Origin of the sequence: Shumkonia mesophila (assembly GCF_026163695.1) — a bacterium.
GTDB lineage: Bacteria > Pseudomonadota > Alphaproteobacteria > Rhodospirillales > Shumkoniaceae > Shumkonia > Shumkonia mesophila.
In genome coordinates this window covers 752861-767120 of record NZ_JAOTID010000001.1, presented here as the reverse complement: position 1 = coordinate 767120, position 14260 = coordinate 752861, and the positions used below count along the sequence as shown (strand labels likewise).

At 62.7% G+C, this 14260-nt stretch carries 14 protein-coding genes; 7 read left to right on the top strand and 7 right to left on the bottom strand.

Annotation, left to right across the window (positions count from 1 at the left end; genetic code table 11):
* Positions 1–689: 689 nt before the first annotated feature.
* Positions 690–2018: a hypothetical protein gene (locus ODR01_RS03455; RefSeq protein ID WP_316976191.1), complete on the top strand. Its 1329-nt coding sequence runs from the start codon at positions 690–692 to the stop codon at positions 2016–2018.
* Positions 2019–2134: 116 nt separating this feature from the next.
* On the opposite strand, the gene ODR01_RS03450 is transcribed toward ODR01_RS03455, so the two are convergent.
* Positions 2135–3025 (bottom strand): AraC family transcriptional regulator, encoded by an 891-nt coding sequence (locus tag ODR01_RS03450; protein WP_316976190.1) that lies wholly within the window; start codon positions 3023–3025, stop codon positions 2135–2137.
* A gap of 146 nt (positions 3026–3171) precedes the next feature.
* On the opposite strand from ODR01_RS03450, the gene ODR01_RS03445 reads away from it, so the two are divergent.
* From ODR01_RS03445 to ODR01_RS03435, 3 genes are all read left to right on the top strand, one after another.
* Positions 3172–3897: an SDR family oxidoreductase gene (locus ODR01_RS03445; protein ID WP_316976189.1), complete on the top strand. Its 726-nt coding sequence runs from the start codon at positions 3172–3174 to the stop codon at positions 3895–3897.
* 397 nt (positions 3898–4294) lie between these two features.
* A complete protein-coding gene (locus ODR01_RS03440) occupies positions 4295–4789 on the top strand; it encodes a hypothetical protein (RefSeq protein WP_316976188.1) in 495 nt (164 codons plus the stop codon).
* A 67-nt stretch (positions 4790–4856) separates the two neighbouring features.
* The gene (locus ODR01_RS03435; protein ID WP_316976187.1) at positions 4857–5759 is read left to right on the top strand and encodes a DUF6414 family protein; all 903 of its coding nucleotides are present in this window, start codon (positions 4857–4859) and stop codon (positions 5757–5759) included.
* Here the strand turns inward: ODR01_RS03435 and ODR01_RS03430 are convergent.
* The 4 genes from ODR01_RS03430 to ODR01_RS03415 form a co-directional block, all read right to left on the bottom strand.
* Positions 5756–6565 (bottom strand): glutathione S-transferase family protein, encoded by an 810-nt coding sequence (locus ODR01_RS03430; protein WP_316976186.1) that lies wholly within the window; start codon positions 6563–6565, stop codon positions 5756–5758. The two genes, ODR01_RS03435 and ODR01_RS03430, sit on opposite strands and share 4 nt — an antisense overlap.
* 36 nt (positions 6566–6601) lie before the next feature.
* Positions 6602–7045 carry an SRPBCC family protein gene (locus tag ODR01_RS03425; RefSeq protein WP_316976185.1) on the bottom strand — a complete coding sequence of 148 codons (444 nt, stop codon included), beginning with the start codon at positions 7043–7045 and terminating at the stop codon, positions 6602–6604.
* A 24-nt stretch (positions 7046–7069) separates the two neighbouring features.
* Positions 7070–7696: a TetR/AcrR family transcriptional regulator gene (locus ODR01_RS03420; RefSeq protein ID WP_316976184.1), complete on the bottom strand. Its 627-nt coding sequence runs from the start codon at positions 7694–7696 to the stop codon at positions 7070–7072.
* 92 nt (positions 7697–7788) lie between these two features.
* Positions 7789–9018, bottom strand: coding sequence for a BaiN/RdsA family NAD(P)/FAD-dependent oxidoreductase (locus ODR01_RS03415; RefSeq protein WP_316976183.1), 1230 nt, complete (start codon positions 9016–9018; stop codon positions 7789–7791).
* Positions 9019–9255: 237 nt separating this feature from the next.
* Between ODR01_RS03415 and ODR01_RS03410 the strand changes: the two genes are divergently transcribed.
* The 3 genes from ODR01_RS03410 (at position 9256) to ODR01_RS03400 (ending at position 12308) form a co-directional block, all read left to right on the top strand.
* Positions 9256–10197, top strand: coding sequence for a sigma-70 family RNA polymerase sigma factor (locus ODR01_RS03410; RefSeq protein WP_316976182.1), 942 nt, complete (start codon positions 9256–9258; stop codon positions 10195–10197).
* Positions 10198–10425: 228 nt separating this feature from the next.
* A complete protein-coding gene (locus ODR01_RS03405; RefSeq protein WP_316976181.1) occupies positions 10426–10740 on the top strand; it encodes a putative quinol monooxygenase in 315 nt (104 codons plus the stop codon).
* A 113-nt stretch (positions 10741–10853) separates the two neighbouring features.
* Positions 10854–12308, top strand: coding sequence for an MFS transporter (locus tag ODR01_RS03400; protein WP_316976180.1), 1455 nt, complete (start codon positions 10854–10856; stop codon positions 12306–12308).
* 200 nt (positions 12309–12508) lie between these two features.
* Here the strand turns inward: ODR01_RS03400 and ODR01_RS03395 are convergent, their stop codons facing one another.
* The gene (locus ODR01_RS03395) at positions 12509–13378 is read right to left on the bottom strand and encodes a prephenate dehydratase (protein ID WP_316976179.1); all 870 of its coding nucleotides are present in this window, start codon (positions 13376–13378) and stop codon (positions 12509–12511) included.
* An 11-nt stretch (positions 13379–13389) separates the two neighbouring features.
* The gene (locus tag ODR01_RS03390) at positions 13390–14154 is read right to left on the bottom strand and encodes a 3-deoxy-manno-octulosonate cytidylyltransferase (RefSeq protein WP_316976178.1); all 765 of its coding nucleotides are present in this window, start codon (positions 14152–14154) and stop codon (positions 13390–13392) included.
* Positions 14155–14260: the final 106 nt, after the last annotated feature.

The following is a 14260-nucleotide window of genomic DNA, read 5'->3' as shown; positions in this document are numbered from 1 at the left end:
ACCGCTCCTGGCGGAAGGTGAGCCCGTAGGCCGGCTTCGGCATGGCATAGACTCCTCGTTCAGGATGAAAAAGATATTTATGGAATATATACCTATTACGGAACGGGAGTCAACCCGGAGGGGCCAGGGCTGGGCGAAGCACACCATCCGACCAGTACGGAACGGATTGTCGATGAAGATTTGGAATTTGGCAAAACGGCGGTAATATCCAACATCACGTAGCTGCCAGCATGCCTCTTGCAACCGAAGTTTGAATCCATGCCGAACAGGAGAAGAGAGGGCAATCGGCCGGACCATAGGGTTGCGCCTGACGACTTTTTGGATGACGCCGCCAAGTCGGCCCTGATGGCTCGTGTTCGCTATGTCGGATCAGGGCTCCATAAGCTCCGGCCGGGAGATTATGGCTTTGTGCCTTCCCACAATCCGAGGCCGTCAAAGTCGCCATGCGACGAACTTCGCCCCGTCTTGCGCGAGGAAGCCTCAAAGCTATTCCTAGACGGTATTCGGCATGGGATGGTCAGCCAGTTCCCGGCCGGCGGCCTGCCAAAGTACGTGTGGGCGGTGGATGGGGCCGGCGAGGTCTATGAAGCGAAGTGCCGACCTGAACGCGAGGCCGAGTATCATGGTTACCGGCTCGGTGACGATGACCGGTACATGCGTGAATATGTCCTCAATGAGTGGAGACGGCGATGCCGGTAGCCTTGGAAATCACGCTGGCATCGGAACGGCTGGACGAGGGTACGCCTGAAGAACGGGCGGCCTTTGGGCTATTCACAATTCGGACACTTCATGCATCTCTGACGGAAGGCTTCGACTTCTATTTGAAAGGGTATCGGCCAGGACCACTTGTCTCGGGCTATCACGCGGGAGAATGGTTTGCCTGGAATTGGTGGCGGCTACGTTGGGAGCCGCGTTCGAAAGTCGCCGATTGGGCGCTGGCCCACCGCATGCCCTCGATCGGTGAAGGCTATGTCTGGCCGAATATCACGATATTTTCCGACGGCGTCAGAACGGCATTGATTTCGGAGCCTTCAATCAGGCCAGATGCGAAGCCTTTTCGCTATGTCGGATCCTCAGCGGTGGTCGTCCCGTCGTCCCTCTGGGAAGAGGCAGTAGACACCTATGTGCCCCAGATTCTCGGCCGTTTGCGTAATGGGGGTATCGCACAGACCAATCTTGATCGGCTTTGGGCCGATGTGCTGGCTGAGCGCGCCGATCCGGCAATATCGGAACGTCGCCGCTTGGAGGCACTGCTCGGCCGTGACCCCGACTTGATTGAGGACGACACAGTCGAACGACTGCTTGCGGATGCCGACCAACTCGGCATGGCAGCGATTGGCGAAGCCGCTGCAAATCGTGCACATGTTGGAGCGCAAGAGCGTACGCCGCTGACGGCAACGGAGTTTGAGGAACTGGCCCAGAGCCGGGGGCATGACGCATCGTCGCGCGATGCCGTGAGACTTGACGCAGACACGCCTTTACCGCGCGGAGCACTTATTCCAGCATGGCGTCTTGGCGTCGACGCAGCGCGGGCTTTGCGCGCGCAGGAGCGTCTCGAAACCGGTCCAATCGTAGACTCTCGCCTCGCTGAAATGGCGGGGACGAGAGCAGCGGTGTTAAATGATCGAGATTCAGGAGGAGGCAGCCTTTCCTTCGTATTGGATAGACGCCAGGCATCATCCCGTCTCGTATTGCGGTCGAAATGGCATACCGGGCGACGGTTCGATCTCGCGAGGCTGATCGGCGATCGGCTTATCGGAGAACCTGCCCCACTTCATCCGGCTACCCGCGCCTACACATATCGCCAGAAAGCGCAACGGGCCTTCGCAGGGGAGTTCCTTAGCCCGTTTGAGGTGGTGGACGAGATGCTGGCCGGTGACTATGACGACGAGGAGCGTCGGCACGAGGTGGCCGATCACTTCGACGTGTCGTCGAAGACCATCGACACGCTGCTCATGAATCACGGCCGGCTGGAGCGAGAAGATCCCGAACAGGATTTCGATATCGCTGCCGCGTGAGATTATTGGGTGTCCGTGGACCGCGTTTCAAAAGGGCCATAGGGGCGCAAGACAGCGCTTCGTCGCGCCCGCAGGGGCGTGCCGGATCCGATCGCCATTTCGGAGCGACCCCTTCCTCAATTGGCGGCGAGGTCCACCCTTTGAAGTCGGTCCACGTCCCGGCGCGGCGGCGCGCCGAAGAGGCGGCGGTATTCGCGGCTGAACTGCGATGGACTTTGGTAGCCGACCGAGAAGCTCGCCGCGCCCGCCGTCGCGCCTTTGGCCAGCATCAATCGCCGCGCCTCCTGAAGCCGGAGCTGCTTTTGGAATTCGAGCGGCGTCAGGGTGGTGACGGCCTTGAAATGCTCGTGCAGGGACGAAGGGCTCATATGCGCGGCGGAGGCGATGTCGTCGATCCGCAGCGGCTCGCGATAGTAGGTACGGATCCAGGCGATGGCGCGGCCGATCCTGCCCAAACGGCTGTCGCCGGCCGCCATGCGCCGGAGCGTCGGCCCGTGCGGACCCATCAGGAGCCGGTAGAGGATTTCGCGCTCGATCAGCGGCGCCAGCGTCGCGATGTGTTCGGGTCGGTCGAGCAGCCGGACGAGGCGGCAGGCCGCATCGAAAAGGTCCGGATCGGCCGGGTAGACGGCCAGGGGGGACAGTTCGGCCGACGGCGCCGTTCGCGACTGCGTCGCCAGAAGATCTGCGAGGACGGTTGGGTCGAGATCGATCTTGCAGCACAGATACGGTTCGGCCGGGGTCGCCTCCAACACATGGCCGACCAGCGGCAGGTCCACCGACACCAGCAGATAGTGCGATGCGTCGTAGACGACGCTTCGTTCGCCGAGCGAAACGCGCTTCGACCCCTGGGCGATCAGGCATAACGACGCCTCGTAAACCGAGGGCGTCGGCACGGTCGGCACATCGGCCCTGATCAGCGAAAGGCGTTGGACGGCCGTTCCGCTCAATCCGGGTTCGCGCGCGTGACGCAGGATCTGGTGGGCGAGCTCTCGCGTTTTGTCCATGGCGATTCATCGCACACTTTTTGGAATGAGAGCAATTCTTTCCACACGATTTCGGAGGATCGGGCAAACCCTGCGGGAGATCGGGCTACCGCCCGTTCCCTGGATCGCCCCATCTACCGTCCATCGGAACCGGAAGGAGCAACCCCATGACTGGATTGAAAGACCGAACCGTCCTTATCACCGGCGCGTCGAGCGGAATCGGCGAGGCCGCCGTTCGCGAGCTGGCGTCGACGGGCGCGAAGCTTTTCATCGGCGCGCGGCGCGCCGACCGCCTGCGGGCGCTCGCCGAGGAGCTTGGCGATACCGTCGCTTGGCGGGAACTCGACGTGACCGACGCCGCCAACTTCGACGCCTTCGCGGACGCGGCGGAGGAGCGCTTCGGGCGCATCGACGCCCTGGTCAACAACGCGGGCGTCATGCCGCTTTCCCGCCTGGCGGAACTGAAACGGGACGAGTGGAAGAAGATGATCGACGTCAACATCCATGGCGTGCTTAACGGCATCGCGGCGGTGCTGCCGCGTTTCGTCGCCCAGAAGTCGGGGCATGTGGTGAACGTCGCATCGGTCGGCGCGCATTTCGTTCTGCCGACCGGCGCCGTCTATTGCGCCACCAAGTATGCGGTGTGGGCGATCTCGGAAGGCCTGCGCCAGGAGCACGACGATATCCGCACGACGGTCATCTCGCCCGGCGTGACCGCGACCGAGCTGGGGCACGACATCTCGGCCCCCGACGTGGCGGCGGGTCTTAAGGAATGGCGCAGGAAGTCCCTCGCCCCCGACGCGATCGCCCGCGCCATTCGCTTCGCCCTCGAACAGCCCGACGGCGTCGACGTGAACGAAATCATCGTCCGGCCGACCGCGGCGGACATGTAAGGAGGGTTGCGGTTCGGGCGCTCCGCCCGCCGCCGCGCGGGCGTCGGGCGGAGCCGGACCGGCCTCCGATGACGGCTCCGAGCCCCCCATCGCGACTGCTGCGCGGCCGTTCCCGTCATCCATGAGTATGATCACAGAACAGGAAAGCAGTTGTTGATTCAGATGCCCGGCTCGACCTGATCCGACCGCTCGGAAGCACGCAGGGCGGTCCCGGAATAGACCCAGTTGAACCGATTTGCATTTGAGACGTCACACCAACATAGGACTTCGTTGAGCGGCTGCTCACGCTTTGGTAGTATCGCCTTCGGAGTTGAAGCTTGTCCCGCTACGAATATCGTTCAATCTGTGATCGGGTAAAGCCATGACCTCAAAATGGGAGACGACGTTCGGAAATCGGATGCGGAGCTTCGAGCAAAGGAAGCCCCATAGCTTGAATGATATCCCAATTTCTATTAAAATTCGGGCTCCATCCGGCTGTTACCACCGAGAACACTCCCCTAACGCATATGTTATTATTGATGATTATCTAAGAACACTTCCGGATGAAGCCGGAATGGTGTTCGAGGAACACGAAAGCGGTCCTGAGTTACTCGTATGCTTGGCCGTGACCACTGCTGGACTGACCCTTGCCAAGAGCATCATCGATCTTATCGCAACCATCATCAAAGCAAGATCAGAGGGGATACGGAAAGGCGATAAACCCGATCGTCCGCTTGAGCTGATTGTCCGGCGCCATGACAGCAAAGGGGTCCGTGAGGAAATAGTGTTGCGCGTTGGGCACGAGGAAACGGTCAAGGTGTCTGCGATCGAGGATCGTATCGCGAAGGGACTGACGAATATAACTGTAAGTGCCAAAGACGAGAACCCGCAAGGCCTGGGACGAACGGTCTAAATCGCAGAGCTGTAACTCTACCTGCCTTGGACAATCCTCCGGGGCGTGTGGATGGGGGAGAGGTGCGATGGGCTTTTACATTGAGCCGGTCTACTTGAATGAGAAGATGGTCCTGAACTGTGCTGCCTACGTGTTCAAAGGGGTTTCTCTCGAAACCGAGGTGTCACATGAGAAGAGTGTGAAGGGAAAGGGAACCGTCTCCCTTGGACTGAAATTCCTGCAAGATTTAATTTCCCCTCTTTCGTTTTCAGCCGAGGGAGAAAGAGGAGTATCCATTTCAGAAAAGACCGCCCGCAGGTACACTCTTGGTGGGCTGCATATGACCTTGGTTGATGCCTTGAACGAGGCAGGTCATATTGGGCGTGAAACTGATATCGCAGTGGCGCCAAATAGAGACCAGTTCATTGAACTGGACGCGGTGCTTAGGCCGATAGATTTTTTCAGCATCATTGAAGCGGCAAAGGTTTCTTCACCGCTAATTGCGCAACTTTTGCAGACTTTTGGAACAAAGTTTAATGCTCAAATATTTAATAATAAAGTTATGCAGGAAATACCAAAATACGAAAAGTTGGTATCTAATGTTTTGTCGGAGTTAGAAGGTGACTATTTGAGGTCTGGTCAACTAGAAATGGTGATGATTGACCCAGACACCGCACGACAAATCGGTGTTGTTGATGTTGATTTAAGCGATCTAGATGCGCTTTCGGTCAAAGCGAAGCTTACTGATGGCCGTTTTAGGGTGATTGGCAGGGTGTATCGGCACGTAGGAACTGGAGATCGCATCAGCATCGTTCAGCGAACCATCATATCATCCATTCTTAACATAATAGAAAAGCTGGTTGGTGATGGAGAGGACGGAGTGAACTATCGCGCTCAGATGCGCACTGCAAAATCGGCAGTCGAAAAAGTATGCCAATTTTACATCGATGGGCCTGCTATCCGGGTGATGGCGATGTCTATTTGCATTTAGTCGGCCTGTTCAGTCCGAGTTCCTTGAGCCCGCCCCGTGGCAGCATTCTCGCTTGAATTGGGACCGGGACCGGTCGCCAACGCCCGGAGCGTCTGCTTCCCGCCACCTGCCACGCCGAGCTGCCGTTCCTCTCCCGGCCCCGAGTGGGCCTTCGTCAGCCGGCCGATGCGGCGGTGAAGACCGCCCGTTGGGCGGCGAAGGCGCGCGTGTAGGCGGGGCGGGCTTCGCCGCGGGCGACGTAGGGCCGAAAGGTTCGGAACCTCCTCCAGCAGGCCCGATCCCTTCAGCCGGAGCAGCACCGACACCATCAGAAGGTCGCCGGCGCTGAACCCGCCGTCGAGCCAGTCGGCGTCGCCAAGGCGGCCGGAAAGTTCGCCCAGCCGCTTGCGGACGCTTTCCTCGAGGCGACGCAGGCGCCGTTCGTGCCAGGCCTCGTCGCGCTCCAGGATCAGAGCCATTTCGCGCTCGACGATCGGCGGCTCCATCGTGGTCAGCGCGGCGAACATCCAAGCGATGGCGCTGGCCCGCGCATCGGCGTCGTCCGGCAGCAGGCCGGCATGGCGCTCCGCGATATGGAACACGATCGCCCCCGACTCGAAGAGGGCGAGATCGCCCTCTTCGTAGGTCGGAATCTGCCCGAAGGGATGAAGCGCCAGATGCGCCGGTTCCTTCATCGCCTTGAACGAAAGAAGACGAACCTCGTAGGGCTGGCCCACTTCCTCGAACGCCCAGCGGACGCGCATGTCGCGCGCCAGACCCTGGCCGCCATCGGGCGAGCGTTCAAAGGCGGTGATGGTGGGGGTCATGGGAAGGCTCCTCCACTGGCGGCGCGGGGGTTCCGGCTATTCGTTGATTTCGGGCTCCACGAGCTTGGCGAGCTTGCGAAGCGAATCCTGCCATCCAAGGTAACAGGCATCGGGCGGGATTACGTCGGGCACGCCTTCCTGTTCGATATGGATTTCGGTGCCCACCGAAACGGCCTTCAGCGTCACGGTAACCCGCATCTCGTCCGGCAGATTCGGGTCGTCGAACGCGTCGGTGTAGACAAGGCGCTCTCCCGGCACGAGTTCGAGATAGGTGCCGCCAAACGAGTGGCCGTTGCCCGTCGTGAAGTTGCGGAAGGACATTCTGTGTCTGCCGCCCACTTTCGCATCCAGTTCATGGACCGTGCAGAGGTACCCGTAAGGCGGCAGCCAGCTCGCCACGGCATCACTTTCCACAAACGCGCGATAGACCTTCTCCGGCTTGGCGGCGATGACCCGGTGGAGTCGGATCGTATTGGGCATGGTCTTTCTCCTCTTGGTCTGATGTCAGGTTTGGGGGTCGATGGTCTCCGAACTGAAAAGCAGCTCCAGATACCGGGTGAGATGATCGATGCTGTCGGCGGCAATCTCCGCGCCGCCCTTGGCCTTGGCGAGAATGAACGCCCCCTGGAGAACGGCCTGGGTGTGGAGCGCCAGCGACTTGGCGGTCCAGGGGGGCGACAGGCGCCGATCCCGCATCGCCGCTTCGATGTCGGCTTCCAGCGTCGCGGCATGGCCGCTGATGCTGCGCTCGCAGGCATCGCGGATGGCCGGACTGGTTTCATAGGTTTCCTGCACCATGGTGCCGACGAGACAGGTGAACTCGGGCACGCCGCCTTGCAGCAGCGCCTTGCGAAACGCGACATAGCCGAGGACACGATCGAGCGGATCGGCATGATTGTGATATGGCGCTTTGGCGAACAGAGCGCCGGTGATTTCCGACCAATGCTCCGCGGCGGCGACGCCGAGCGCATCCTTGCTCTTGAAGTGATGGAAGAAGGCGCCCTTGGTGACTCCGGCGGTCGCGCAGAGCTCGTCGACCGTGGTGGCGGAATAGCCTTTGGTGCGGATCACCACCAGCGCGGCATCGAGCAGCTTCGATCGGGCGTCCGGTTTTGCTGCGTGGTTGGTCATATCGTTCTCCTCATCAACTAACCATACCGACTAGTTGGTATGCAGTCAAATGAAAAAGTGAGGCGCTCACCGGAGGCGGTGCGGGCGAGGGCCTATTGTGGGCGCAGCCAAGCCCCGACGCCGCGCGCCGCGGCCGCTCCCGAGGCGAAGGTGCCTTGCAGCAGGTAGCCTCCGGTCGGGGCTTCCCAGTCCAGCATTTCGCCGGCCGCGAACACGCCGGGCAGGCGCCTCAGCATGAAATTGCCGTCCAGTTCGGTGAGCGCGATGCCGCCGGCGGTGGAAATGGCGCGCTCCAGCGGGGCTGGCGCCTTGAGCTTGATCGGCACGGCGCGGGCAAGGTCCGCCAGCGCATCGGGGCTCTCGGGCAATGAAGTCCCCACCGCCTCGCGCATCAGGTTGATGGCAATCGGCGGCAGGCCCAAGGCCCGGCGCAGGAAGTCGCTCATGGAATGCTTGCCGCGCGGCCTGCCGAGCCGGGCCCGCAGGTCGGCCGCCGTGCGGTCGGGACAGAGGTTGATGTGCAGCACTGCACGGCCGTGGGTGGCGATGGCGTCGCGCAGACCGGAAGCCAGGGCATAGACGGCGCCGCCTTCGAGGCCATAGGCCGTCACCATGGCCTCGCCCCGCACCGTCCGGCCGTTAAACGAGAGCGCCACGTTCTTCAAGGGCTGGCCCTGGAACCTCTGTTTGAAGACCTCGCTCCAGCCGACTTCGAAACCGCAGTTGGCGGGGCGCAGGGGGGCGACGGCGATGCCGCGCGCGGAGAGGATCTCGACCCAGGCGCCGTTGGAACCCAGGCGCGGCCAGCTGGCGCCGCCGAGCGCGAGAACGGTCGCCGCCGGGCCGGCCGTCTCCTCGGCCCCATCGCGGCGGCGGAACCGCAGACGGCCCGCCTCGTCCCACCCCAGCCAATCCCAATGCAGGCAAAATTGCACCCCCTGCGATTGCAGCCTGGCCAGCCAGGCGCGCAGCAGGGGAGTGGATTTCATGGCCGCCGGGAAGACGCGTCCACTGGAGCCGACGAAGGTGGGCTGGCCCAATCCGGCGGCCCAGTCCCTTAGGGCGGCCGGCGGGAAGGCTTCGATGGCCGGGGCGAGGAACGCCCGTGCGGTTCCGTAGCGGCCGAGAAACGTCTCGAGCGGCTCTGAATGGGTGAGGTTGAGGCCTCCCCGCCCGGCCATCAGGAACTTGCGGCCCGGGGTCGGCATGCGATCGTAAAGCGTGACCGGCAAGCCGGCCCGGCTCAGCCGTTCCGCCGCGATCAGTCCCGCCGGCCCGCCGCCGATGACCGCGACGGTGGGAAAGGGTGTCGGATCGTCCATGGCGAGGTTATCGGTGGTGCGGGCACAAAGGGCAAGGGCGATGTCGGGGGCGCCCATTGTCAACCGGGCCTGGAGCGCAAAGCCGTGCGGGGGTGCCCGGTGACGCCCGCCAGTGACCTTTGTTCCGTTCGCTAGTCATGCCCGGGCGTTGAAATAGTCGCGGACGGTGTCACAAACCGTTCTGTTGGATCGTCATATATGGCATGGGTGAAACGCAATATGCGATGAATGTCGTCGATGACGCGCAACACTAAGCGACCGTCCGGGCCGCCCAAGCCGATAGGCGTGCCCGAAAACCCAACGGCGACACATATCGAGATATTCGAGCACGCGCGATCACGGCTGCTCGGCGTCGCCTACCGGATCCTCGGTTCGCGCGCCGAAGCCGAAGATGCGGTTCAGGACACGTTCCTTCGCTGGCAGGAAACCGACATCGCGGCCGTCGGATCGCCGGGTGCCTGGTTGACCACCGCCTGCACACGTCGTGCCATCGACATGCTTCGTGCTGCCTACCGCAGCCGTGTGGACTATGTCGGCAACTGGCTGCCCGAGCCGGTCCACACTTTCATCGACAGCGAGGCGGCGGCGCAAATGGAGCTTTCATCCTCTCTCTCGACGGCCTTTCTGCTGATGCTCGAGCGGTTGACGCCGAAGGAAAGGGCAGCCTATCTGCTCTACGAGATATTCGAAATGTCGTATGCCGACGTCGCGGGATCGCTGGATATGAGCGAGCCGGCGTGCCGCAAGCTCGTGTCGCGCGCCAAAACGCGTATCGGTAACGACCAGGTCAGATACCAGCCGACGCGGGAAAGACAGGGGGAATTGCTGGCGGCCTTCGAGGACGCCATCCGCACGGGGCGGCCTGGCAGCCTTGCCGCGATGCTCGCAAGCGATGTGCGCCTGACCGCCGACGGCGGCGGCAAGGCCGCGGCAGTGCCTGACATCCTGGAAGGCGAAGCCGTGCTGGCGTTCCTGACGAAGCGCCTGAGCGAGTGGTGGGCAACATACGAATGGAGCTTCGCCGAGCTCAATGGAGGCCGGGGGCTGGTACTGAAGCAAGGAGGCGAGGTCGTTGCAACGGTCTCGTTTGCCTTCGACCGTTCGGACCGGGTCACAGAAATCTTCATCGTGCGCAATCCCGACAAGCTCACCGGCTTGGGCGGCGTCTCAATTCACTGACTCGCTGGTCGATAGGGCCGCGCGTCAATCGCAAGCCAAGCCTGCCCCGGCGCGGGCAGATGGTCATGCCGGCTTTCTTCCAAAGCCGCATCTCCGCCAGTCGCCACGATGTGCCGTCAGCGATTTCTTTTTCACGCGTCACAAAAGCCCCCTCTCAAACGTCACAGAGGTATGGGCCCCGAGCCCGCCAACAGCGGTCGTCGGCCGCGCAGTTCGAGGAGAATATCAATGAGCAAAGGCGCACTTTTCATCAGGCATCACGCAAAGCCCGGCAAGCGCGACGAGGTCAGGCGCGTCTGGGAGAAATATGCGCGCGACTACGTCGCTGGCAGCAACGGCCAGATCACCTACTGCTACTGCTATGACGACAACGATCCTGATGCGATCGCCGTTTTTCAGCTGGCCGCCGATCAGGACAGCGGTCAGGACTTCGTAAAGCAGCCCTGGTTCGCCGACTACGAACGGGAAACGGCCGCTCTGCTTGCCACGCCGTCTGAGTTCCACACGGCAACGCCACAGTGGATCAAGGGCGCCGCCGCATAGCTGATCGACAAGGATCCGCGGGTGGATTGCCACCCGCCGATTCCTCGACGAAGAAGCAAACTTCCTTCAATTCCCAACCACTCAAACTGCAGCATCGCTGCTTGAGGTTTCCCATGAGCACGGTTGAACATGAAACTGGCGAGGTTCGCTCGGGGTGGAAAGCACTCCTCAGCGGCAGGAATGCTGCCTACTCCGTCATTCTGGCGGGCGGCGTCACGCTGCACGCCGTCAACATCTACATTGTGACGACGATACTGCCATCCGTCGTCAGAGACATCGGCGGGCTCGAATACTACGCTTGGAGCACAACATTGTTCGTGGTTGCCTCGATCCTCGGTTCGGCGCTGTCATCGCGCCTGCTTGAGCGCGTGGGTCCGGGACGCGCCTACGCATCCGCCACCGCCTTGTTTATGGCGGGAGCGCTGATCTGTGCAGTCGCGCCAGCTTTTCCCGTGCTCCTTACCGGGCGCTTCGTGCAAGGTCTCGGCGGCGGATTTCTGTTGGCCTTGGCTTACGCTGTCATCCGCCTCGTCTATCCCGAGGCGCTGTGGTCGCGTGCCATCGGCCTGATCTCGGCGATGTGGGGCATTTCGACATTGATGGGGCCCGCCGTTGGCGGTGTGTTTGCGGAACTGAGCATATGGCGGGCGGCGTTCTGGTCTCTGGTTCCGCTCTCGGTGATCTTCGGGACGATCGCCATCTCGGTACTTCCAAGGGGAAGCCGCGACGAGGCCGAGCCCTCGCCGCTGCCGCTGCCGCAACTCGTCCTTCTGACTGCCTCCGTGGTTGCGGTCTCCGCGGGGAGCGTCAGCGCCAATCCCTTGTGGAATGCAACAGGATTGGCGGTTGCTGGACTGATGGCGGTGCTGCTTGTACGCGCGGAACGAGGCGCGCGTGCCCGTCTTTTGCCGAAGGGAGCGCTCGATACCGACGGACGACTTGTTGCGCTCTACGCAACGATCGCCCTCCTGGTAACGGGGATGCAGACCGACATTTTCGTCCCTTATTTCCTCCAGGTCCTGCACGGTCAGTCGCCTTTGATCGCCGGTTATCTTGCCGCGCTGATGGCGATGGGCTGGACGCTCGGCTCCATGCTGAGCGCGGGTCGGGCCGGCGAGGCGGGAACCCGCGCAATCCGTACCGGTCCCGTCATTGTCCTGGCCGGTCTCGCGGTCCTGCTTTTCTTTGTTCCGGTGCCGGGCAGCGTCAGATTGCAACTGATCCCTATATGCGCCGGCCTGCTTCTGGTCGGACTGGGTATCGGTGTCGCCTGGCCGCACCTTGTGACGAACGTCTTCAAGGAGACGCCGGTGTCGGAGCAGGGACTGGCAGCAGGCTCGATCACCACCGTTCAGCTCTATGCGACCGCATTCAGTGCCGCGGCCGCGGGCATGGTGGCCAATCTCGGCGGGCTCAGCGAGCCGGGTGGCGCGGAAGGTGCCTCAAGCGCCGCCCTATCGCTGTTCGGCATTTTCCTTGTGGCGCCTGTTCTGGGCCTCGTCTCCGTCCGCAGACTCGGGGGACGCCGAAATCCGGAGACTGTCGCCGAAGCTGCCTTTGGCGACTGATGTCCCGCGGCGGTGAGCCTTGGACCGATGCGTACAGAACGCATCGGTCCAAAACAAAGTTGCCGTGCGGCGGTCCGGAGCAAAATGAGGCCTGCGATTAACGGTCTGGCCACCCCAGACAGCGGGCGGACGAAGGCCGGCCCACGACTTCAAGAAACACGAGGATGCGCGGGTCGATCCCGGATCGGATTCGAACGGCCTCAGTCGCGGGTGTCGTTGGTGTTCTGCAGCCGGTAGGGATGAGCCGGATAGGTGCCGAGGATCTTCACCTCGCGGGTGAAGAAAGCCAGTTCCTCCATGGCGAGGCGCACGTTGCGGTGCTCGGGATGGCCTTCGATGTCGGCATAGAACTGGGCGGCCACGAACTGGTGGCCGGCCATGTAGCTTTCCAGCTTGGTCATGTTGACGCCGTTGGTGGCAAAGCCGCCCATCGCCTTGAACAGCGCCGCCGGCACGTTGCGCACCCGGAAGATGAAGCTGGTCAGGCACGGCCCGGCCTTGGGGTGCGGCACGATGGCGTCGCGCGACATGATGAGGAAGCGGGTGGTGTTGTGGTCGTCGTCCTCGATGCCGGCCTTGAGCGACACCAGGCCGTTGATCTCGCCGGCCAGTTCCGAGGCGATCACCGCCTGCGTCTTGTCGCCCCGCTTGGCGATCTGCTGGGCGGCGCCGGCGGTATCGACGCTGACCACCGGCTCGATGCCCTGCTCGGCGATGAACTTGCGGCACTGATTCAGCGCGTGGATGTGGCTGTGCACGTGGGTGATGTCGGAAAGGTGCGCGCCCTCGATGGCCAGCAGGTGATGGTCGATGGGCTGGAAATGCTCGCCGATGATGTGCAGGCCGGAATTGGGCATCAGGTGGTGGATGTCGGCCACCCGCCCGGCGATGGAGTTCTCGATGGGGATCATCGCCAGCGCCGCATGGCCGTCGCGCAACGCCGCGAAGGTGTCCTCGAACGACCGGCAGGGCAGGGTGTCCATTTCGGGTCGCGTGGTCCGGCAGGCGAGGTCGGAATAAGCGCCGGGCATGCCCTGGAAGGCGATGATCTTCTGCGAGTCGTTTTTCATGTGGGGTCCATTCAGAAACGAGAAGGACGGCGGCCCGGGGCCAGCATGCCGCGGGCGCGCTCGAGGTCGGCCGGAGTATCGACACCGAGCGGCACCGTGTCAACGAGGGCCACGTCGATGCGCATGCCGTGCTCGAGCGCGCGGAGCTGTTCCAGCCGCTCGCGGGCCTCGAGAATTCCCTGCGGCAACTTGACGAAGCGCTCCAACGCCTCGCGCCGGTAGGCGTAAAGCCCGATGTGGTGATAGAGCGGCCCGTCGCCGGCCGGCACGGTGGCGCGGCTGAAATAGTGGGCGCGCCCGACCGTCTGGCCGGGAGCGAGGCCGATCACCGCCTTGACCACGTTGGGATTGGTGCGGTCGCCCGGCTCGGCGATGACGGCGGCCAGCGTGGCGATGTCGACGGCTGGATCGTCGAGCGGCCGCAACGAGGCGCACACCGCGCTGGCCTCGATGGTGGGCAGGTCGCCCTGGACGTTGACGATGGCGTCGAAGCGGCCGTCGGGATCGGCCTTCTGCAAGGCCTCGAACACCCGATCCGAGCCCGACCGATGATCGGGCCGGGTCAGCACGGCGGCGCCGCCGGCCGCCTTGATGGCGTCGGCGATTTCGGGCTCGGCGCAGGCGACGATGACGGGGCCGACGTCGGCCTCGACGCCGCGCCGCCAGACGTGAACGATCATCGGTTCGCCGTGGATGTCGGCCAGTGGCTTACCCGGTAGGCGTGTCGATTGCATGCGGGCCGGGATGACGACGATGGGATTGGCCGGTGAAGTCATGGAAACACCATCCGCAAGGGTGATTTCGCCGCAATTCGATGGCAGTCCTGCCGCCGCCGCACCATATACCGCCGCAGACCGCCCCGGGAACACCTTTTCCGCGGGG

Excerpts from the sequence above, each read along its gene's own strand:
- ODR01_RS03455 (WP_316976191.1), top strand. The coding sequence starts at position 690 with ATGCCGGTAGCCTTGGAAATCACGCTGGCATCGGAACGGCTGGACGAG.
- ODR01_RS03450 (WP_316976190.1), bottom strand. The coding sequence starts at position 3,025 with ATGGACAAAACGCGAGAGCTCGCCCACCAGATCCTGCGTCACGCGCGC.
- ODR01_RS03445 (WP_316976189.1), top strand. The coding sequence starts at position 3,172 with ATGACTGGATTGAAAGACCGAACCGTCCTTATCACCGGCGCGTCGAGC.
- ODR01_RS03440 (WP_316976188.1), top strand. The coding sequence starts at position 4,295 with ATGCGGAGCTTCGAGCAAAGGAAGCCCCATAGCTTGAATGATATCCCA.
- ODR01_RS03435 (WP_316976187.1), top strand. The coding sequence starts at position 4,857 with ATGGGCTTTTACATTGAGCCGGTCTACTTGAATGAGAAGATGGTCCTG.
- ODR01_RS03430 (WP_316976186.1), bottom strand. The coding sequence starts at position 6,565 with ATGACCCCCACCATCACCGCCTTTGAACGCTCGCCCGATGGCGGCCAG.
- ODR01_RS03425 (WP_316976185.1), bottom strand. The coding sequence starts at position 7,045 with ATGCCCAATACGATCCGACTCCACCGGGTCATCGCCGCCAAGCCGGAG.
- ODR01_RS03420 (WP_316976184.1), bottom strand. The coding sequence starts at position 7,696 with ATGACCAACCACGCAGCAAAACCGGACGCCCGATCGAAGCTGCTCGAT.
- ODR01_RS03415 (WP_316976183.1), bottom strand. The coding sequence starts at position 9,018 with ATGGACGATCCGACACCCTTTCCCACCGTCGCGGTCATCGGCGGCGGG.
- ODR01_RS03410 (WP_316976182.1), top strand. The coding sequence starts at position 9,256 with ATGACGCGCAACACTAAGCGACCGTCCGGGCCGCCCAAGCCGATAGGC.
- ODR01_RS03405 (WP_316976181.1), top strand. The coding sequence starts at position 10,426 with ATGAGCAAAGGCGCACTTTTCATCAGGCATCACGCAAAGCCCGGCAAG.
- ODR01_RS03400 (WP_316976180.1), top strand. The coding sequence starts at position 10,854 with ATGAGCACGGTTGAACATGAAACTGGCGAGGTTCGCTCGGGGTGGAAA.
- ODR01_RS03395 (WP_316976179.1), bottom strand. The coding sequence starts at position 13,378 with ATGAAAAACGACTCGCAGAAGATCATCGCCTTCCAGGGCATGCCCGGC.
- ODR01_RS03390 (WP_316976178.1), bottom strand. The coding sequence starts at position 14,154 with ATGACTTCACCGGCCAATCCCATCGTCGTCATCCCGGCCCGCATGCAA.